Genomic DNA, 18,344 nt, shown 5'->3' with positions numbered 1-18,344 from the left:
ACGACACCGGGGCCGCGATGCGCATCGCCTTCTACGCCCCGCTGAAAGCCCCGACCCACCCGGTGCCGTCGGGCGACCGCCGCATGGCCCGGCTGCTGATGGCTGCGCTGGAGGGGGCCGGGCACAGCGTGACTCTGGCCTGCACGTTGCGCAGCTGGGACGACGGGCGCCGTCCGGGCCGGGCGGAGCGTCTGGCGGCGCTGGGCGCGCGTTGCGCCGACCGGCTGACGGGGCGCTGGCGGGACGACCCGCCGGACCTCTGGTTCACCTATCACCTGTATCACAAGGCGCCGGACTGGATCGGCCCGGCGGTCAGCCGCCGTTTCGGCATTCCCTATGTGGTGGCGGAGGCGTCCTTTGCGGGGAAGCGGGCCACCGGTCCCTTCGCCGCCGGCCATCGCGCCGCCGAGGCGGCGATCCGGCAGGCCGCCGCTGTGGTCAACCTCGCCGGCCACGACGCCGAGGGGGTGCTGCCGCTGCTGCAATCGCCCGACCGTCTGGTGCGGCTGCGGCCTTTCCTGGACACGCGCCCCTTCGCGGCCGCCGCCGCGGAGCGCACCCGGCACCGGGCGGCGCTGGCCGAGCGTTACGGTTTGAATCCGGATATTCCCTGGCTGCTGGCCGTCGGCATGATGCGCGGCGGCGACAAGGAGCGTTCGTACGAAATCCTGGCCGAAGCCCTCTCTCCCTCCCCCGCCCAGCGGGGGAGGGCCGGGGTGGGGGCAAGCGGTTCGCATCTGCTGATCGCAGGCGACGGCCCTGCTCGCGCTCGGATTGAGGCGATGTTCGGGGATGGCACACTTGCCCCCACCCCAACCCTCCCCCGCTCTCGGCGGACCGAAGGTCCGCCTGCCGCGTCAGCGCAAACCTTTGGTTTGCGCGAGAGCTGGGCGGGGGAGGGGGTTAGATTCCTCGGCCAGCAAGATTCGGATGCCCTCGCCGCGCTCTACGCCGCGGCCGACCTGATGGTCTGGCCGGCGGTGAACGAGGCTTACGGCATGGCTCTGCTGGAGGCGCAGGCCGCCGGGCTGCCCGTCGTGGCGGGGCGGACCGGGGGGGTGCCGGACGTGGTGCGCGACGGGGTGACCGGCCTGCTGCCGCCGGTGGGCGACGCGGCGGCCTTCGCCGCCGCCGTCCGGGCGCTGCTCGACGATCCTGGGAGACGCCGCCGCTTTGGCGGGGCGGCGCGCCGCATCACCGAAGCGGAGCACGATCTGACCAACGCGATGGAGGTTCTGGACGGAGTCGTCCGGGGCGCCGCGCGGAAAGGGAAACCATGACCGACCTCATCATCCTGCGCCACGGGCCGACCGCCTGGAACGCCGCGCACCGTCTCCAGGGCGGCATCGACGAGCCGCTGTCCGACGAGGGCCGCGCCCGAGTCGCCACCTGGAAACTGCCGCCGGACGTTCTCGGCTACCGCTGGGTCGCCAGCCCGAAGCGGCGGGCCTGGGAGACGGCCCGGCTGCTCGGCCTTGACCCGGCACCCGAACCGCGTCTGGTCGAGATGGGCTGGGGGGAGTGGGAAGGCCGCCTGCTGGAGGAGCTGCGGTCGAGTGGCGCCCTGACCGCCGACCGCGAGCGGATGGGGCTCGACTTCCGGGCGCCGGGCGGAGAAAGCCCGCGCGACGTGCAGAACCGGCTGATCCTTTGGCTGGCCGAGGTGGGCGCCGGGGGCGTGCCGACCGGGGCGGTGGCCCACAATGGGGTGATGCGGGCGCTTTATGCGCTGGCCACCGGCTGGGACATGGTGGGCAAGCCGGCCCACCGCCTGACCGACGGCTGCGCCCACCGCTTCCGGGTCGCGGAGGATGGGACGCCGTCGGTCGTGGCGATGAACGTGCCGCTGGCCGCGGAAAGTTAACCGATCACAGGGCCAGATCGACCATCACCGGAACGTGGTCGGAGGGCTTGGGCTCCCAGCCGCGGGCCTCGCGCAGGACGCGGTGGCCGGTCAGCGCGTCCTTCAGCGGCGGGGTGACCCAGATGTGGTCCAGCCGCCGGCCGCGGTCGGAGGCCGCCCAGTCCTTCGCGCGGTAGCTCCACCAGGTGTAGAGCTTTTCGGTGGGCGGAACGAAGTGGCGCAGCGCGTCCACCCAGCCGATGGACGCCTGCATCGCCGTCAGCTTCGCCACCTCCACCGGGGTGTGGGAGACGATCTTCAGAAGCTCCTTGTGGCTCCAGACGTCGTTCTCCAGCGGCGCGATGTTCAGGTCGCCGACCATGACCATGCGGCGGTCCGGGCTGCGCCGGGTCGTCCACCACTCGGTCATTTCGTCCACGAACTGAAGCTTGTGGGCAAACTTGTCGTTCTGTTCCGGGTCCGGAATGTCACCGCCCGCCGGGATGTAGACGCTGTGCAGCTCGATCCCGCCGGGCAGTTCGGCGAAGACGTGGCGGCAGTCCTGCTTGCCGCACCAGTGCTGCACGTCGCGCGACGCGAAGGGCAGCTTCGACAGGATGGCGACGCCGTTGTAGCTCTTCATCCCGTGGATGTGGGCGTGGACGTAGCCCTTCCCGGCCAGCGGGGCCATCGGGAAGTCGGTGTCGACGACCTTGGTCTCCTGCAGGCAGATGACGTCCGGCTGCGTCTCGTCGATGAGGCGCAGCAGCAGGTCCATCCGCATGCGGACGGAGTTGATGTTCCAGGTGGCGATGCGCATCGTCCGGTGATCCGTATTGCCGATGTCAGGCGATGGTGACGGCGATGGTGCCGACGCCCTCGACCGCGCCTTCCAGCCGGTCGCCGGCGACCACCGGGCCGACGCCCTCCGGCGTGCCGGTGTAGATCAGGTCGCCCGGCTGAAGCTCGACCAGACCCGACAGGTAGGAAATCGTTTCGGACACGGTCCAGATCAGGTCGGCCAGATCGCCCTTCTGGCGCAGCTCGCCGTTGACCGACAGCGTCACAGACCCCTTGTCGGGGTGGCCGATGTCGGCGGCGCGGCGCAGCGTGCCGCAGGGGGCGGACTGGTCGAAGCCCTTGCCCATGTCCCAGGGCTTGCCTTCCTTCTTCGCCGCGTTCTGCAGGTCGCGGCGGGTCATGTCCAGCCCCACGCCATAGCCGTAGACATGGTCCAGCGCGCGCTCCACCGGGATGTCGCGCCCACCGGTGCCGATGGCCACGACCAGCTCGATCTCATGGTGCAGGTTGGTGGTCCGGGGCGGGTAGGGGATGGCGGTGCCGTCGGCGACGATGGCGTCGGCCGGCTTCATGAAGAAGAACGGCGGCTCGCGGTCCGGATCGGCGCCCATCTCGCGCGCGTGGGCGGCGTAGTTGCGGCCGACGCAGTAGATGCGGCGGACCGGGAACGGATCGCCGCCGGCGACCGGAACGGTGGGCTGGGGCCACAGGGGAATGGCGTAGGCCATGGCGCGCCTTTCTTTCGGAGGGGTGCGGTTCGGGCAACCACCCTACCGGAAAGAGCACCAGAAAAAAGCCCCAGCCGTCGGGCCGGGGCTTTGGCGCGAAGACGCCCGGTCTGGGGGGGACCGGGCGTCGGAAGCTCCGTGTTCGGAACCCGTCTGCGGCAGGGGAATGAACCGTCGGCGGGCAACCGCGCCGGCATGCCTGTTTCCGGGGGGGCCGGGGTCAGGAGCGCGATCACTTCATAGGGTTAGAGGTGGAGCCGCTTCCGGGCCGAACCAATGCGCAACGGGAATGGGTGCTATGCAAATGATGCGGATTGTGTGGTTCTTGCTGACAAAATCGGCACCTGCCTGCATTTTACACTACCAATAGACTAGTCAATAAACGACGGCTTTCACGTTGACCGACATCGACCGCCCCACCCCCTCGGACCGGCGCACCCGCCAGCGTCCGAGCAAGACCGGAAAGATGGCCCTCGGCCCTCTGCCGGAGCTCGTCGGCTACAATCTGCGCAAGGCGCAGGTGGCTGTGTTCCAGAGCTTCCAGAACGCTGTGGCGCCCCACGACATGACGCCGGGGCAATTCGGCGTCCTGATCATGATCAAGGAGAACGAGGGCTTGTCGCAGTCCGACCTGGGCTCGGCGGTGGGCATCGACCGTTCGACCATGGTCGCGGTCATCGACCGGCTCGAGTCGCGCGGCCTCGTCATCCGGGCGCCCTCGCCCAACGACCGCCGCTCCTACGCGCTCCGCCTGTCCCCGGAAGGGGAGAAGCTGCTGGACGAGCTGATTCCGCGCATCCAGGCTCATGACAAGGCCATGGTGAAGGATCTCTCGACCGAGGAGCAGGCGCAGCTCATCGACTTCCTGCGCCGCATCTCGCGGGCCGGCTGAGGGCGATGGCGTAAGGGCGGCGTGCCCAATTCCTGGGCACGCGGCACCCGCCGATTGTTGACCTAATCTATTGTCCTGAAACTATCTTTCAGGAAAGGCGCCGGCTTGCCCGGTCGGCGGCGGCGCTTCCGAAGGCGCGCAGGATCGCCGCCGACAGCGGATTCTCCCAGAACCGCCATTCCGGGTGCCACTGCACGGCAAGCGCGAAGGCCGGCGCCCCCGCCACGCGCACCGCCTCGACCAGCCCGTCCTCGGCCATCGCCTCCACGATCAGCCCGTCGGCCAGCCGGTCGACGCCCTGCCCGTGCAGGGAATTGACGGTCACCGCCGCCGCGCCGCCGGCCAGCCGTTCCAGCACGCCGCCGGGGGTCAGCCGGACGCTGTGCGACGGCCCGTACTGCACGGCCAGCGGCGCCTCCTTGTCCTCGCGGTGGTTGGAATAGCCCGGCACCTCGTGCACCCGCTGGTGCAGCGTGCCGCCCAGCGCCACGTTCAGCTCCTGGAAGCCGCGGCAGATGCCGAGCAGCGGCACGCCCATCTCCAGCGCGGCGCGGATCAGCGGCAGGGTGGTGTCGTCGCGCTCCGGGTCGTGCAGGGTGCCCGGCTCGCTGGGCGACCCGCCGTAGCGGTGCGGCTCGACGTTCGACGGGCTTCCGGTGACCAGCAGCCCGTCGAGCCGTCCCGCCACCTCGTCCATGTCCAGCGCCGTCCCCAGCGCCGGGATCAGCAGCGGCATGCCGCCGGCCCCGTCCGACACCGCGCGCACATACTTGTCGCCGACGACGTGGAAGGGATGCTCGCCCATCATGCGGGCGCAGGCGGGAACGCCGATCAGCGGCTTGCGGTTCATGGCGGGGACCTCCAGGCAGGATTCCGGACCGCTCCGGAAGGCGGCGGCCGGGCGATTATGCGCCGCCGCCGCACAGCGCGCCAGAGGCCCGCCGCCAAGCACAAAGGGGATGCGGGGACAGAATTGTGTTGATTCGCATGCGAATTTGTCCCATATGCCCCCCTCCTCCGCGCCATTTGCGCGGAACATCTGCTGATGGGGGAGAACGATGGCGAAGACCGCTTCTCTCTTCCAATTGGGGATGGACTTGGGAAGCGATCCAAGGAAAGCCCAAACGGAAGGTCAAATCTCCAACCGGACCAACATCACTTCCGGTCCCTGGAGGGAATCTCAAGACGACCGCAAAGACCATTTCATCGTCCGCGATGGCAAGGTCTGCGCCGGCACCCATCTGATCGTCGATCTGTGGGGTGCCGAACGTCTGGACGAGCTGGACCATGTCCGTTCCACGCTGATCGAGTCGGTCGAGGTGGCGGGGGCGACGCTCCTGCACATCCACCTGCACCATTTCACGCCGAACGGCGGCGTCTCCGGCGTGGCGGTGCTCGCCGAGTCGCACATCAGCATCCACACCTGGCCGGAACGCGGCTACGCCGCGCTGGACATCTTCATGTGCGGCGACGCCCAGCCCATGAAGGCCATTCCGGTGCTGGAGCGCGCCTTCAAGCCCACCGGCGTGAAGTGCGACGAGCTGCTGCGCGGCGAAACCGGGTCATGAGCGACTCCGGCTCCGGCTGGTACGACGAGACGCTGCACAAGGACGTGGCCCAGCGCCTGCGCATGGGCCGCGTCCTGCACCGCGACCGCACCGCCCTCCAGGACCTGGTGATCTTCGAGAACCCGGTGCTTGGCCGCGTGATGGCGCTCGACGGCGTCGTCCAGACCACGGAAGGCGACGAGTTCGTCTATCACGAGATGCTGACCCATGTGCCGATCCTGGCGCATGGGCGGGTCCGCCGCGTCCTGATCGTCGGTGGCGGCGACGGCGGCATGCTGCGCCGCTGCCTGGAGCACAAGATGGTGGAACGGGTGACGATGGTGGAGATCGACCGCTCGGTGGTCGACCTGTCCATCGCCCATCTGCCGTCCATCAGCGCCGGTGCCTTCGACGACCCGCGTGCCGATCTGGTGATCGCCGACGGCTGCGCCTTCGTAAAGGAAACGGCGGAGCGGTTCGACGTCATCATCGTCGATTCCACCGACCCCCACGGGCCGGGCGCGGTCCTCTTCACCGAGGAGTTCTACGCCGACTGCAAGGCCCGGCTGACCCCCGGCGGCGTGCTGGTCACCCAGAACGGCGTGCCGTTCCTCCAGCCGGGCGAGCTGAAGGACAGCCACCGGCGGCTGGGCCGGCTGTTCGCGGACGCAAGCTTCTTCGTGGCGCCGGTGCCCAGCTACTACGGCGGCTTCATGGCCTTCGGCTGGGCCACCGACGACGCGGCGTTGCGCCGCCAGACGGCGGAGGCGATCCGCCCGCGCTTCGCCGCGGCGGGGCTGACCACCCGCTACTACACGCCCGACATCCACGTCGCCAGCTTCGCCCTGCCGGCCTTCATGCTGGACGCGCTGAAGTAGGGTTTATGGCGGCTGGAACCCCGGCGGCTTGGCCGCCGCCGGGCAGGCGTTGGCGGGCAGGGTTTCCGACTCCACGAACTGGGCGGCCACCGCGACGGCGCAGTCGTCCGACGCGGTGACCAGATGCCCGGCGCTGCGGAAGACGAGGTGCCGGCTTTTCGGCAGGGTCGTCGCGGCGCGCTCCGCCCACTCCGGCGGGGTCAGCGGGTCGTAGGCGCCGGACAGCAGGAGCACCGGCACCGCACTGGCCACCGGCAGCCGCTCCGACGCTTCCTGCGCGGCGGCGGGCCATTGGGCGCAGACGCGCCGGCCGGGATCGTCGGCGGTGACCGCGCCGTAGGGGGCGAAGCGGCGGGCGGCGTCGGCCAGCCGCAGCGGGTCGGCGGGATTCACCGTCTCGCGGCATTCGATGGAAAAGGCCATGCCCTCCGCCGAGTCGGGGTCGCCCAGCCAGGGGGCGGGGACCCAGTCGGTCAGGCGGTCGTAGCGCCCGCGCCACGCCCGTTCGATCAGGGCGGGCAGGCGGGGCACGCTCTCGCCCTCGGCCATCGCCTCCAGCAGGGCCGACAGGGCGGCGCCACTGTCCAGCCGCGCCCAGCGCGGGATCTCCGGGTCGCCCACCGGCACGTCCACCGGGGCCTTGCCCAGCCGCTCCACCAGCTCCAGCAGATGGCGCTCCAGGTCCGGATAGGCGGCGCGGCACACGCGGTTGGCCGCGCAGTCGTCGAACAGCCGCTTGAACGCCCGCTGCACCAGCCAGGGCGCCTCCTCCGTCGCGTTGACGTCGGGCGGGTAGATGGAATCGAGCACCGCCGTGCGCACCCGCCCGCCGTGGCGCCGCAGGATCTCCAGCGCCACCCGCGTGCCGTAGGACACGGCGAACAGGTTGACCCGCGGCGCGCCCAGCGCCGCGGCGACGTCCATGGCGTCGTCGGCGGCGATGGGGGTGGTGAACATCGCGCCGTCCAGCCCGGCGGCGGTGAAGCGGTCGCGGCAGGCGGCGATGGCCGTGCGCTCCAGCGTGGCGCGGCGGTCCCGCGACACCGGGCGCAAGCGGGGCGAGGCGCCCAGCACGTCCAGCTCCGGGCAGTCGGTGTCCGGCTCGGCCCGCCCGGCGCCGCGCGGATCGAACAGCACGACGTGGCGCGACCGGCGGAACCCGGCGGTCAGCGACCACCACACCTCCATCCGCTCCTCCACCGCCTCGCCGCTGCCGAAGGGGGAGGCGCCGGGGCCGCCCTCCAGGAACAGGACGGGGTCGGGGGACGGCTGCTTGGCGGTGGACAGCAGGACGACGACCGGCAGGCGGAAGGCCCGCGTCGCCGGCCGGTCGCGCCGGTCGGGCACGCCGACGGTCCCGCACAGCGCGGCCTCGCCCTCCGGCACAGAGAACCAGCAGGGACCGGGCACGAAGCGGGGGTCGGCCTTGGCCGGCGCCGGGGCCAGCGCGGGCGCCAGCGTCACCGCCAGCAGGGCGGCGGCCAGAGTCCCCAACCGCCGATGATGGGCGCGTCTCGTCACGCGGGTCGATCATCCTCAAGCAGCGCAGGGGCGGGCGGGGATCGGCCGGGCGATGACCCTTCCACCCGTCCCACCCCTTTCGATGCTTTCTCTTTGACCCAGCGGGGCGGGCTTGTCCAGGACAAGACGGGTCCCGTCCGTCCAAGCCCCCGGCGCGCTCAGCCTTGGGACGAGCCCATCCGGACGGCGCCCTGCTCCGCCGGCTTGGCGCGGCTCCGCTCGCGCCACAGGGCGGGGATGGCGAGGCTGGCGACGCTGGCGAGCAGCAGGACCGCCTTGGTGAGTTGGTTGAAGGGGCCGCCGAACAGGTCGATCAGCAGGATCGCGTAGGCGACCAGCACGTGGAACAGGTAGACCTGCAGCGAGTGCCGCCCCAGCAGCCGGAGGAAGGGCAGGTTGAACAGCGCGGTGAGCAGCCGTGCGGTGCCGGCGGCGACCGGGTGGGACGACCGCGGCCCGGCGATGAGCAGCCAGGACACGGCATAGGCCAGCGCCGCGAAGTTCGCGAGGTAGACGAGGCTGAACTCCGTGCGGTCGACGTAGCGCAGGAAACGCTCGCCGACGATCGGGCTGACCAGCTCGTGGACGAAGGACAGGTGCCAGGCTGCGCAGACCACCACGGTGACCAGCGCCGGCACCAGCCAGGGCGGCCGCTCGACCGGGAACCAGCGGTCGGTGTCGAAGCGGCCCCGCTGCACGGCGCTGCCGATCAGCAGCCCGGCGACGTAGAGCACCTGCCAGGCGAGCGGGTTGAACGGCCCGCGCACCGCCAGACCGTCGCTGAGCCGCCCCAGGCCAGCGTCGAGCGCGCTCAGCACCGGCACATGCAGGCCCATCTGCACGGCGGCCCACAGCGCGGCGCTGCCCAGCGCGACCTTGCGGGCGTGGCCGTCGAGGATCAGGCGGAGCAGCAGCGGCGTCGCCGCGAGGTAGAGAATGTACTGGATCAGCAGATCCGTGAAGGTCGGCGAATGCAGCAGGAGCGCGCTCGCCAGCAGGGTGCCGGGCTCCAGTCCGGCCAGATGCCCGAGGAATCCGCCCAGCGGCTCCCGCGCGCCGGGGACCAGCACCACCATGGCGGTGACCAGCGCGATCACCAGCATGGTCGAGACGTACAGCTCGCGGGCGCGGGCGAACAGACGGCGCCGGGCCGCTTCGGGCGAACGCTGGGTCCAGACGCGGGTGTAGTACATCCCGGCGACGATGCCCGACAGCAGCACGAAGCCCTGGGCGTCCTGCACATAGCCGAGTTCGGCGTGGTTGACCTTGGCGAGCAGGACGCCGCCGGCCAGCACCACGTGGTTCACCATCATGAAGACGAGGAAATACCCCCGCAGCCCGTCGAGCGTCGCGGAACGGCTCATCGGGCGGCACCCTGCGGCGGCGGCCGGGTGGCGGGGGAATCGGCCGTTTTCATCGGTGCGTGCCGCATCTGTGGCGTCTCCGTTGCTGGCGTTGGCGCTCCTCGGGTCGCCCCATATTCGCCGTTAACGGATCGTTAATCCTTGGCCGGTGACGTCCGGGGAGCCTTTTCAACCAAAGGCTTCCCCGGACCTGTTCCGGATTAGGCTAAGCGTTCAGGCCGCCGTCCACCGTCAGGGTGGCCCCGGAAATCTGCCGCGCCGCCGGGCTGGCCAGGAAGGCCACCGCCGCCGCCACGTCCTCCGGCTGGCCGTAACGACCGAGCGGCGTCTGCGAGCGCAGGATTTCGGAATGATCGCCGTTCGCCGGATTCATGTCGGTGTCGGTCGCCCCCGGCTGGACCAGATTCACCGTGATGCCGCGCGGGCCGAGTTCGCGGGCGAGGCCGTGCGTCAGGGCGATCTGCGCCGACTTGGTCATCGAATAGACGGTGACGCCCGGCGCGGTGATGCGGTCGGCGAGGCACGACCCGATGAAGACGATGCGTCCGCCCTCGTTCAGATGCGGGATGGCCGCCTGCGCCACCAGCACCGCGGCGCGCACGTTGACGTCCAGAAGCGCGTCGATGTCGGCGAGGCTCATCTCGGCGACCAGGCCCTGGCGGGCGATGCCGGCGTTGTTGACCAGAATGTCGAGGCCGCCGAGCCCCTCGACCGTTTGACGGACCAACTCCGCCATGGCCGCCGGATCGGCGCTGTCGGCCTGGATGGCGACCGCGCGCCGGCCCTTCGCCTCGATCGCCCGGGCGACCTCGGCGGCGCGCTCGGCCGACCGCTCGTAGGAGATCGCCACATCCGCGCCCTTGGCGGCGAGCGCCAGCGCGATGGCGGCGCCGATGCCCCGCGAACCGCCCGTCACCAGCGCGCGCTTGCCAACCAACTCACCCATCGGCTCACCCATGATCCGGCCTTTCTGTGTCGATCGATACAAAAACAGCTAGAGGTGTTCGGCGCCTCGGTCAATGTTTTTTTTGTATTGATCGACACAGAAATAGAACACCGTTGTCCGAGGCCATTGCCCCCACGCGGCGGCGGGATTAAATAGTGATCGATGCAGAAATCACGTCCGACCCCGCGCACCGATGACAGGACCGCCCAGACGGCCGGCACGCCGCCCGCCCGCGGGCGTGGACGGCCGCGCGCCTTCGACCGCGAGGCCGCCCTGACCCAGGCGACCCGGCTGTTCTGGACCAAGGGCTACGAGGCGACCTCCATCGCCGACCTGACGGAGGCGATGGGAATCGGCTCGCCCAGCCTCTACGCCGCCTTCGGATCGAAGGAGGCGCTCTACGTCGAGGCGTTGAACCATTACCGCAAAAGCCACGAGGGGCTGGTCTGGGGGCGCTTCTTCACCGCCGACACCGCCCGCGAGGCTGTCATGGGCCTGCTGATGGACTCGGCTGCGGCGCTCACCGGCTGCCGCGGCGACATCCCGCGCGGCTGCATGGTGACGCTCTCCGCGGTCGGTAGCGAGGGGCACGCCGAGCTGGGCGAGGTGGTGCGGTCGGCGCGCGCCTCGGCGGTCGATATCCTGACGGAGCGTATGGCGCGGGCCGTGGCCGAGGGCGAGATTCCGGCCTCGGTCGATCTCCACGCGCTCGCCCGTTTCGTGCAGACGGTGCAGGCCGGCATGTCGATCCTCGCCCGCGACGGCGCGGAGCGCGCCGAGCTGGAGGCCGTGGCCGAGGTGGCGATGCTGGGCTGGGACGCCCGCGTCGGCGGCCGCCCGGCCCCTTGAGCGTTCCGGACGCGTCCGGCGTCGTTCACGGGGATCGGCTTCGCCTGCCGATGAACAGGCGAAGCCGACAAGGTTGCCGTCAGGTGGGTTTGATCACGTCCTGCCAGTGGCGGTGCAGAAGCGCGACGTCGCCGCTGGTCAGGATCGGCATGGCGCCCTGCAACTGGTCATCGGACCAATCCCACCACCTCATCTCGAGCAGCAGCGCGATGAGAGCGTCGTCGAAGCGCTTGCGGATCACCCGGGCGGGGTTGCCACCCACGATCGCGTAGGGCTCGACGTCCCGTGTCACCAGCGCCCTTGTGCCGATCACGGCGCCGTCACCGATGGTGACGCCGGGCATGACGATGGCTTCCGACCCGATCCAGACGTCATTGCCGATCACCGTGTCGCCGGCCGGCCGATAGCCGTTCCGCGCGCCGGCGAACGCCGGCACCTCGGGCATCCAGAAGAAGGGAAAGGTGCTGATCCAGTCGTTCCGGTGGCCTTGGTTACCCGCCATGATGAAGGCCGCGCCGGACCCGATCGAGCAGAAGCTGCCGATCACCAACCGGTCGACGCCCGCGTCCGGGAGAAGAAACCGGGCGCAGTCGTCGAAGCTGTGGCCATGATAATAGCCGGAATAATAGCTGTACCGGCCAACGACGATGTTCGGGTTGGTGACCTGCTGGTCCAGCGTGATGCCCTTGAACGGGCTTTCGAAGACGTTTTCCATCAAACCACTCACGGCTTGTGAGCCGCCGATCCGGCGGCCTTTTGCCTGCGCGCGGGCGCAGGGACACACCGCGGGCTCCCCTTCCGGGGGGCGCGCGTTCAGGCTCCGCGCGTCGGACGCGTCAGAGCACGATGCCGGTGGTACTTGGGGTCGCCTTCATGACGGGACTCCATACCGTGGAAAAGGCGGTTCGCCAAGGGCGAAGGCGGAGCAGCCCAACCACTTGGTCCGGCACGCTGTAATCGGGCTTGACGGAAATCATCCGATAGCGGATTAATTGCTTCTCTGCACCAAGGAGAGGAGTCATGCAGACCTTGTGGAACGCCCTGCTGCGGCAGTGGCTGGACCGCGACGGCGACGACGCCGGCGTGGAGACGCTGAGCGCCCATCTGCGGCGCGACATCGGGCTGGACGGAACCGAAGCGGGCTATGTCCCGGCCCAACACATCCGGGAACGGAACCTTTCTGACGCCCGGTCATTTTTGACGTTGCAAGCGTACCGCTGACAGGCGATACCCGATCCTGCGGTTTCCCTTCGGGGCCGCGCCTTCCTTCAACCCCTGCCTTCCTTCAACCCACGGAGACCACGATGAAAGCCATCGTACCCACCACCCCGAATCGCCGACAGGGCGATTGGTCCGCCCATACCGCCCGGCGAGCTAACGGCTCCCTTCTTCAACCCAGCGCATTGGAACGCGAATTCCGGATATCGAGAGGAAGCCATGTGTGTCTTTTTGGGGTTTTGCGGTCGTTCGGTCTTCGTTGAGCACGCCCACTGGGCCTCTCCGGATCGTTTTTTCGACGCCCGGCGGGATAACGGGGAATTCGTGATATGGCTTGGACGCCTGAACATCATCTACACACCGGCCCGATGGGGTCCTCGCTCGGGGAGGGTCGCTGATGCCGGCCCATATTCGCCCTGACGGGGTTCGCCCTGACGAGGTGACCACCGTCGTCCATGTGCTCGAGGCGTTTCGCAAGCTCGATCCCGACCTGCCGATCCAGTACGCGCTGTCCTTCATGACGATCGCGCAGAACGAAGGGATTTCCATCGGCGAGCTTGCGGAACGCCTGGGCATCGCCCAATCCTCCGCGTCGCGCAACGTCGCCGCGCTCAGCCGCTGGCACAGCTTCGGGAAGGCCGGACTCGACCTCGTCCAGGCCCAGGAAGACCCGCGCGAACGCCGCCGCAAGATCGTCACGCTCACCGACACCGGCCGCGCCTTCCTCGAGGAGCTGCGCGCCATCGTGAAGCCGGCGGTCCACACCCCGTCCGAACCGCGCCGCGCCCGTTCGGCCTGACCTACCCTGCCCATCCGTTGTGTTCGGTCCGCAGCGCTTGACCGGGGTGGCCCATCCTGCCACACCAGCCCCGGACCCACCGACGGACCCGCGCGCCATGACCTCCTCCGCCTGCCCCTGCTGTTCGGGCCTTTCCTTCGAGACCTGCTGCGGCCCGATCCTGGCCGGCGCGCCCGCCGCGACGGCCGAGGCGCTGATGCGGTCGCGCTACACCGCCTTCGTGCGCCACGACCTCGACCATGTGGAGCGCACCCACGCGCCGGAGATCCGCGAGGACTTCAACCGCGCCGAGGCGGAGCGGGTGGCCGACGAGTGCGACTGGCAGCGGCTCGACGTGCTGCGCGCGACGGAGGAGGGCGACGAGGGCATTGTCGAATTCCTCATCCAGTTCCGCCGCGACGGCCAGGACATGCGCCACCACGAGCGGGCCTCCTTCCGCCGCATCGACGGCCAGTGGCTCTACAGCGCGGGCGAGGTGAACCCGAAGGGCGAGCCGCGCCGGGTCGTCAAGGTCGGCCGCAACGAGCCCTGCCCCTGCGGGTCGGGGAAGAAGTTCAAGGCCTGCTGCGGCCGCTGAGGGCGGACCCGGACCATGGAACCGCGCTTCGCCTGCACCGCCTGCGGAAAATGCTGCCACGGGCTGCTGCCGCTGACGCTCACCGACGCGGTGGCCCACGCCATCCGCTTCCCGCTGGCGCTGGTCTGGACGGTGGTGCGGTCGAACGCGAAATCCTACGACCTCGCCACCCGGCTGGGCACCAGCGTGCGGCTGCCCAACCGCAAGACGGTGGCGGTGCTGATCCAGCCCACCGCCTACCTGCCGAACCATTTTCCCTGCCCCGCGCTCCAGCCGGACAATCTCTGCGGCATCCACGCCGACAAGCCGTCGCGCTGCCGGACCATGCCCTTCTACCCCTACCGCGAGGAAAAGGATCAGGCCGACCTGCTGGTCCCGCGCAAGGGCTGGGAGTGCGACGTCTCGGCGGAGGCGCCGGTCGTCTACCGCAACCACGCCATCCTCAACCGCACGGATTTCGACCGCGAGCGCGCCGACCTGCTGGAGCAGGCGCCGGTCATGCGCACCTACGCCGACTATGTGCTGAAATACATGCCGTGGATCGTCAACGATCTGGCGAAGATGGCCGCGGCCCCGGCGGGGGGAAAGCTGGTGACCAGCCTGTCCTCCTTCCTGACGGCGACGCGGCGCACCGACGCGCGGGAACTGGCGGCGGCCCAGGCGCCGCTGATGCAGGCGATGGCCGAGCGCACCCGGAACGATCCGGCGCTGGCCGATTTCCACAAGAACTACGCGGGCTGGGCGAAGGAGATGGAGCGGCTGGCGCAGCGGGGGTGATCGGTCCGCCGGGTCAGGCGGCGATCCCCAGCCCCTGGCGCAGCAGCCCGACCAGCACGCGCAGCGCCCGTTCCTGCTGGTCCAGCGTCAGGCCGGAGCGGCCGGGCTGGTCGGCGACCTGCTCCGGCAGCGGCGGCAGGTGGATGAAGCCCATAGGAATGTCGAGGTCCGCCGTCTCGATCGCATGGCGGGCGCGGTAGAACAGGTGGTTGCAGACGAAGCCGCCGGCATGGTCGCTGAAGGTCACCGGCAGGCCGGCGATGGCCAGCTCGCGGACCAGCGTGGGGACGGGCAGGGTGGAGCCGTAGGCGGTCGGCCCGTCCGGCTCGATGGCGTCGTCGGTGCGCACCACCCCGGCGTTGTCGGCCTGCTCGCTCTCGTCGCGGTTCCAGGCCAGCCGCTCGATCTTGATGTACTCGGACCCGGCGGCCAGCCCGAAGCACAGGGCGGCGGCGGGCCGGTGCTCCTCCAGCAAGGCGGCGAAGGCCGCGCCGCAGGCGTCGTATTCGACCGGCAGGACCGCCGTGACGATCCCCGGCTCGCCGGCCAGCCGCTCCATGAGGAGCGCCGTCGGGTTGACGGCGTGATCCCCGAAGGGCTGGAACCCGGTGAGCAGGATGGGAGCCGTCACGGCGGACGCCTTTCGGTCGGTGGGGCAGGGACCAAAACGATCGCGTTCCAAATCCCCTCTCCCCTCTGGGGAGAGGGTTAGGGTGAGGGGGGTGCGCGTGTCGGTAGGTCCGGCAAAAGCGCAACCCCCTCACCGGCCCTTCGGGCCACCCTCTCCCCGGAGGGGAGAAGGTTACGGCTCAGGGACGCAGAAGGCCGATGATGTCCTTTACGCCGTTCAGGTTCGTCTCGGCGATGGCCGCCGCGCGCTCGCCGCCGCGGCGCAGCAGGCGGTCGATCTCCGCCTTGTCGTCCAGCAGCTCCTTCATGCGGGTGGTCATCGGGGCCAGCTTGGCGACCGACAGGTCGACCAGCGCCGCCTTGAAGCCGGAGAACTGGGCGCCCGCGAACTGCTGCACCGTCTGCTCGCGCGTTTGGCCGGACAGGGCGGCGTAGATGGTCACGAGGTTGTCGGCCTCCGGACGCTTCTCCAGGTCGGCCAGATTGTCCGGCAGCGGCTCCGGATCGGTCTTGGCCTTGCGGACCTTCGTCGCGATGGTGTCGGCGTCGTCGGTCATGTTGATGCGCGAATATTCGGACTCGTCCGACTTGCTCATCTTCTTGGTGCCGTCGCGCAAGGACATCACGCGCGTCGCCTCGCCCAGGATCTGCGGCTCGGGCAGCGGGAAGAACTCGGTGTCGTAGCGGCGGTTGAAGGCGCCGGCGATGTCGCGGGCCAGCTCCAGATGCTGCTTCTGGTCCTCGCCCACCGGGACGTGGGTGGCCTTGTAGAGCAGGATGTCGGCGGCCATCAGCACCGGGTAGGAGTAGAGGCCGAGATTCGCCATGTCCTTCTGCTTGCCGGCCTTCTCCTTGAACTGCGTCATGCGGTTCAGCCAGCCGAGCGGCGTGTGGCAGGAGAGGATCCAGGCCAGCTCCGAATGGGCCGGGACGAAGGACTGGTTGAAGAGGATGTTCTTCTCCGGGTCGATGCCGGCGGCGATGTAGGCCGCGGTGACCTCGCGGATGTTGTTGCGCAGGACCTCCGCGTCCTGGTCGATGGTCAGCGCGTGCAGGTCGACGACGCAGAAGATGCACTCGTAGCTGTTCTGCAGTTCGACCCAGTTGCGCAGCGCCCCCAGATAGTTGCCGAGGTGAAGCTGCCGGGTCGGCTGCATGCCGGAGAAGATGCGGTTCACGGGAGGACTCTCGCTCGAAACTTCTGGGAGGCGGCTGTTATCGCGCCGGAACCGGGCGGGGTCAAGACACGGGCGGCTCCAATTCCGGAGTGTCCTTGCGCAGGAAGCCCTTCAGGTCGGCCAGATCGGTGGCGCCGGTCAGCTGCGCCAGAGCCCCGAACACCGCGACGCCACCGCCGACCAGCAGCGCCAGGGCGCCGAAGCGGACCAGGGTGGACGCGGCCTCCAGCCCAGAGGCCAGAAGGGACGCGCCGACCAGGAGCGCCGCCCCCATGCCCAGCGCCGCCGCGGCGATGCGCGGCGCGCGGCCGAGGAAGCGCCCGTCCAGCTGCAGGAACCCCCGGCGGCGCAGCGCGTGGGCCAGCAAAGCGAGGTTCAACCAAGCGGTCAGCCCGGTGGCCAGCGCGATCCCGACATGGCCCAGCACCGGCATCAGCGCGACGCCCAGCGCCAGGTTGGCCACCGTCACCACCACGGCGACGCGCACCGGGGTCGCCGTGTCCTGGCGGGCGAAGAAGGCGGCGTTCAGCGCCTTGACGATGACATGGGCGGGGATGCCGATGGCGTAGGCGGCCAGCGCCCAGGCCGTCGCCTGCGCCTCCGCCGGGCCGAAGGCGCCGCGCTCGAACAGCACCGAGACGATGGGCGCCCCGGCTACCCCCAGCGCCACCGCCGCCGGCAGGCCAAGCAGCAGGCTGAACTCCAAGGCGCGGCTGAGGTAGTGGCGGACCATCCGCTCGTCCCCCGCCGCGGCGTAACGGGCCAGCACGGGCAGCAGCGCGGTTCCGATGGCGATGCCGATGACGCCCAGCGGCATCTGGTTCAGCCGGTCGGCGTAATAGAGGAAGGACACCGCGCCCGACGGCAGCAGCGAGGCCAGGACGACGTTCAGGAACAGGTTGATCTGCATGACACCGGCGCCGATGGCCCCCGGCCCGACCAGCCGGAACAGGCGGCGCATCCCCTCGGTCAGCCGCGGCGGGGTCAGCCGCAGCGTCACCCCCGCCGCCCGGCAGGCCCAGCCCATCCAGACCAGCTGCACCACGCCGGACAGCGTCACCGCCGCGGCCATCGCCCGTCCCGGCTCCAGCCCCAGCCGCGGCGCGGTCAGCAAGGCGGCGATCAGCGTCAGGTTGAAGGCGATCGGCGCGGCGGCGAAGGGGCCGAAGCGGTCCAGCGCGTTCAGAATCCCGCCCAGCAGCGCCACCAGGGAAATCAGCGTCAGGTAGGGAAAGGTCAGCCGCGCCATGTCGACGGCCAGCGCGAACTTCGCCGGCTCGTCCACGAAGCCGGGCGCCAGGACGTGCATCAGCGCGGGCATCGCCAGGATGGCCAGCGCCGTGAAGGGCAGCAGCACGCACAGCAGGACCGCCAGCGCCTGCTCGGCGAAGGCCACGGCGGCGGCCCGGCCGTTGCGCTGCAGCTCCGCCGCGAACAGCGGGACGAAGGCGACGCTGAAAGCCCCCTCCGCGAACAGGCGGCGGAAGAAATTCGGCAGTTTCAGCGCCACGAAGAAGGCGTCGGCCACCGGCCCGGCGCCGAGCACCGCCGCGGTCAGGATGTCGCGGGCGAAGCCGGCCAGCCGGCTGAGCAGGGTCAGGCCGCCGACGGTGGCGATGGCGCGGGCAAAGCTCATCCGCCGGCCGCCCGGTTCGCCGCCAGTCCCCGCGGCAGCGTCGCCAAACAACCCGCAAAAGTTTGATTATTCTCTACTTTTTGTATCATTGGTCGCCGGGTTGTCCATTGAAGAGGGAAGTCGGCTGGCGCATAATGCGTGTTGGGCAGTGTTTGAGGTC

The 18,344-nt window shown here is 70.0% G+C and carries 20 protein-coding genes; 10 read left to right on the top strand and 10 right to left on the bottom strand.

The features are described from left to right. The first annotated feature begins 17 nt into the window (after window positions 1–17). Window positions 18–1,280 (top strand): glycosyltransferase family 4 protein, encoded by a 1,263-nt coding sequence (locus FBZ83_RS11830; RefSeq protein ID WP_145682754.1) that lies wholly within the window; start codon window positions 18–20, stop codon window positions 1,278–1,280. After that, entirely contained in the window at window positions 1,277–1,864 is a 588-nt protein-coding gene (locus FBZ83_RS11825; protein ID WP_145682752.1) for a histidine phosphatase family protein, read from the top strand. Before FBZ83_RS11830 ends, FBZ83_RS11825 begins: the two co-directional genes overlap by 4 nt. Window positions 1,865–1,868: 4 nt before the next feature. Here the strand turns inward: FBZ83_RS11825 and xth are convergent, their stop codons facing one another. Continuing rightward, window positions 1,869–2,663, bottom strand: coding sequence for an exodeoxyribonuclease III (gene xth / locus FBZ83_RS11820; RefSeq protein ID WP_145682750.1), 795 nt, complete (start codon window positions 2,661–2,663; stop codon window positions 1,869–1,871). Between the two features lie 25 nt (window positions 2,664–2,688). Then, window positions 2,689–3,372 (bottom strand): fumarylacetoacetate hydrolase family protein, encoded by a 684-nt coding sequence (locus FBZ83_RS11815; protein WP_145682748.1) that lies wholly within the window; start codon window positions 3,370–3,372, stop codon window positions 2,689–2,691. A gap of 397 nt (window positions 3,373–3,769) precedes the next feature. On the opposite strand from FBZ83_RS11815, the gene FBZ83_RS11810 reads away from it, so the two are divergent. Next, entirely contained in the window at window positions 3,770–4,264 is a 495-nt protein-coding gene (locus FBZ83_RS11810) for a MarR family winged helix-turn-helix transcriptional regulator (RefSeq protein WP_094301349.1), read from the top strand. A gap of 88 nt (window positions 4,265–4,352) precedes the next feature. On the opposite strand, the gene FBZ83_RS11805 is transcribed toward FBZ83_RS11810, so the two are convergent. Next, the gene (locus FBZ83_RS11805) at window positions 4,353–5,114 is read right to left on the bottom strand and encodes a gamma-glutamyl-gamma-aminobutyrate hydrolase family protein (protein WP_145682746.1); all 762 of its coding nucleotides are present in this window, start codon (window positions 5,112–5,114) and stop codon (window positions 4,353–4,355) included. Between the two features lie 208 nt (window positions 5,115–5,322). Here FBZ83_RS11805 and speD point away from each other — a divergent pair, with 208 nt between their 5' ends. Both speD and speE read left to right on the top strand, forming a co-directional pair. Further along, entirely contained in the window at window positions 5,323–5,832 is a 510-nt protein-coding gene (gene speD / locus FBZ83_RS11800; protein ID WP_145682744.1) for an adenosylmethionine decarboxylase, read from the top strand. Beyond that, on the top strand, window positions 5,829–6,689 hold the full coding sequence (speE, locus tag FBZ83_RS11795) for a polyamine aminopropyltransferase (RefSeq protein ID WP_145682742.1): 861 nt from the start codon (window positions 5,829–5,831) through the stop codon (window positions 6,687–6,689). The genes speD and speE overlap by 4 nt, the downstream gene beginning before the upstream one ends. A gap of 3 nt (window positions 6,690–6,692) precedes the next feature. Here speE and FBZ83_RS11790 read toward each other — a convergent pair whose 3' ends face one another. The 3 genes from FBZ83_RS11790 to FBZ83_RS11780 all read right to left on the bottom strand — a co-directional run bounded on the left by FBZ83_RS11790 (window position 6,693) and on the right by FBZ83_RS11780 (window position 10,532). Beyond that, on the bottom strand, window positions 6,693–8,210 hold the full coding sequence (locus FBZ83_RS11790) for an alpha/beta hydrolase (RefSeq protein ID WP_247888271.1): 1,518 nt from the start codon (window positions 8,208–8,210) through the stop codon (window positions 6,693–6,695). Between the two features lie 158 nt (window positions 8,211–8,368). Next, on the bottom strand, window positions 8,369–9,574 hold the full coding sequence (locus tag FBZ83_RS11785; protein WP_145682740.1) for an OpgC family protein: 1,206 nt from the start codon (window positions 9,572–9,574) through the stop codon (window positions 8,369–8,371). 205 nt (window positions 9,575–9,779) lie between these two features. Then, the gene (locus FBZ83_RS11780; RefSeq protein ID WP_211101650.1) at window positions 9,780–10,532 is read right to left on the bottom strand and encodes an SDR family oxidoreductase; all 753 of its coding nucleotides are present in this window, start codon (window positions 10,530–10,532) and stop codon (window positions 9,780–9,782) included. Window positions 10,533–10,682: 150 nt separating this feature from the next. Between FBZ83_RS11780 and FBZ83_RS11775 the strand changes: the two genes are divergently transcribed. Then, a complete protein-coding gene (locus tag FBZ83_RS11775) occupies window positions 10,683–11,369 on the top strand; it encodes a TetR/AcrR family transcriptional regulator (RefSeq protein WP_145682738.1) in 687 nt (228 codons plus the stop codon). 79 nt (window positions 11,370–11,448) lie between these two features. On the opposite strand, the gene catB is transcribed toward FBZ83_RS11775, so the two are convergent. Beyond that, window positions 11,449–12,084: a type B chloramphenicol O-acetyltransferase gene (catB, locus tag FBZ83_RS11770; RefSeq protein WP_145682735.1), complete on the bottom strand. Its 636-nt coding sequence runs from the start codon at window positions 12,082–12,084 to the stop codon at window positions 11,449–11,451. 305 nt (window positions 12,085–12,389) lie between these two features. Here catB and FBZ83_RS11765 point away from each other — a divergent pair, with 305 nt between their 5' ends. The 4 genes from FBZ83_RS11765 (at window position 12,390) to FBZ83_RS11750 (ending at window position 14,740) form a co-directional block, all read left to right on the top strand. After that, the gene (locus FBZ83_RS11765; protein WP_137139539.1) at window positions 12,390–12,590 is read left to right on the top strand and encodes a hypothetical protein; all 201 of its coding nucleotides are present in this window, start codon (window positions 12,390–12,392) and stop codon (window positions 12,588–12,590) included. 394 nt (window positions 12,591–12,984) lie between these two features. Beyond that, the gene (locus tag FBZ83_RS11760) at window positions 12,985–13,386 is read left to right on the top strand and encodes a MarR family winged helix-turn-helix transcriptional regulator (protein WP_145682733.1); all 402 of its coding nucleotides are present in this window, start codon (window positions 12,985–12,987) and stop codon (window positions 13,384–13,386) included. 97 nt (window positions 13,387–13,483) lie between these two features. Beyond that, on the top strand, window positions 13,484–13,963 hold the full coding sequence (locus FBZ83_RS11755; protein ID WP_145682730.1) for a YchJ family protein: 480 nt from the start codon (window positions 13,484–13,486) through the stop codon (window positions 13,961–13,963). A gap of 15 nt (window positions 13,964–13,978) precedes the next feature. Then, a complete protein-coding gene (locus tag FBZ83_RS11750) occupies window positions 13,979–14,740 on the top strand; it encodes a YkgJ family cysteine cluster protein (protein ID WP_145682728.1) in 762 nt (253 codons plus the stop codon). A 13-nt stretch (window positions 14,741–14,753) separates the two neighbouring features. On the opposite strand, the gene FBZ83_RS11745 is transcribed toward FBZ83_RS11750, so the two are convergent. The 3 genes from FBZ83_RS11745 to murJ form a co-directional block, all read right to left on the bottom strand. Continuing rightward, a complete protein-coding gene (locus FBZ83_RS11745) occupies window positions 14,754–15,371 on the bottom strand; it encodes a pyrrolidone-carboxylate peptidase (RefSeq protein ID WP_145682726.1) in 618 nt (205 codons plus the stop codon). A 178-nt stretch (window positions 15,372–15,549) separates the two neighbouring features. Beyond that, window positions 15,550–16,548, bottom strand: a complete 999-nt coding sequence (trpS, locus tag FBZ83_RS11740) for a tryptophan--tRNA ligase (RefSeq protein ID WP_014238993.1) — start codon at window positions 16,546–16,548, stop codon at window positions 15,550–15,552. Between the two features lie 61 nt (window positions 16,549–16,609). Then, a complete protein-coding gene (gene murJ, locus FBZ83_RS11735; protein WP_145682724.1) occupies window positions 16,610–18,184 on the bottom strand; it encodes a murein biosynthesis integral membrane protein MurJ in 1,575 nt (524 codons plus the stop codon). Between the last annotated feature and the right edge of the window lie 160 nt (window positions 18,185–18,344).

Source organism: Azospirillum brasilense (assembly GCF_007827815.1).
Classification (GTDB): Bacteria; Pseudomonadota; Alphaproteobacteria; order Azospirillales; family Azospirillaceae; genus Azospirillum; species Azospirillum brasilense_C.
This window is presented reverse-complemented; position numbering and strand designations above follow the sequence as displayed.

Bases quoted from the DNA above. Each gene is read 5' to 3' on its own strand.
- FBZ83_RS11830 (WP_145682754.1), top strand. From the start codon at position 18: ATGCGCATCGCCTTCTACGCCCCGCTGAAAGCCCCGACCCACCCGGTG.
- FBZ83_RS11825 (WP_145682752.1), top strand. From the start codon at position 1,277: ATGACCGACCTCATCATCCTGCGCCACGGGCCGACCGCCTGGAACGCC.
- xth (WP_145682750.1), bottom strand. From the start codon at position 2,663: ATGCGCATCGCCACCTGGAACATCAACTCCGTCCGCATGCGGATGGAC.
- FBZ83_RS11815 (WP_145682748.1), bottom strand. From the start codon at position 3,372: ATGGCCTACGCCATTCCCCTGTGGCCCCAGCCCACCGTTCCGGTCGCC.
- FBZ83_RS11805 (WP_145682746.1), bottom strand. From the start codon at position 5,114: ATGAACCGCAAGCCGCTGATCGGCGTTCCCGCCTGCGCCCGCATGATG.
- speD (WP_145682744.1), top strand. From the start codon at position 5,323: ATGGCGAAGACCGCTTCTCTCTTCCAATTGGGGATGGACTTGGGAAGC.
- speE (WP_145682742.1), top strand. From the start codon at position 5,829: ATGAGCGACTCCGGCTCCGGCTGGTACGACGAGACGCTGCACAAGGAC.
- FBZ83_RS11785 (WP_145682740.1), bottom strand. From the start codon at position 9,574: ATGAGCCGTTCCGCGACGCTCGACGGGCTGCGGGGGTATTTCCTCGTC.
- FBZ83_RS11780 (WP_211101650.1), bottom strand. From the start codon at position 10,532: ATGGGTGAGCCGATGGGTGAGTTGGTTGGCAAGCGCGCGCTGGTGACG.
- FBZ83_RS11775 (WP_145682738.1), top strand. From the start codon at position 10,683: ATGCAGAAATCACGTCCGACCCCGCGCACCGATGACAGGACCGCCCAG.
- catB (WP_145682735.1), bottom strand. From the start codon at position 12,084: ATGGAAAACGTCTTCGAAAGCCCGTTCAAGGGCATCACGCTGGACCAG.
- FBZ83_RS11765 (WP_137139539.1), top strand. From the start codon at position 12,390: ATGCAGACCTTGTGGAACGCCCTGCTGCGGCAGTGGCTGGACCGCGAC.
- FBZ83_RS11760 (WP_145682733.1), top strand. From the start codon at position 12,985: ATGCCGGCCCATATTCGCCCTGACGGGGTTCGCCCTGACGAGGTGACC.
- FBZ83_RS11755 (WP_145682730.1), top strand. From the start codon at position 13,484: ATGACCTCCTCCGCCTGCCCCTGCTGTTCGGGCCTTTCCTTCGAGACC.
- FBZ83_RS11750 (WP_145682728.1), top strand. From the start codon at position 13,979: ATGGAACCGCGCTTCGCCTGCACCGCCTGCGGAAAATGCTGCCACGGG.
- murJ (WP_145682724.1), bottom strand. From the start codon at position 18,184: ATGAGCTTTGCCCGCGCCATCGCCACCGTCGGCGGCCTGACCCTGCTC.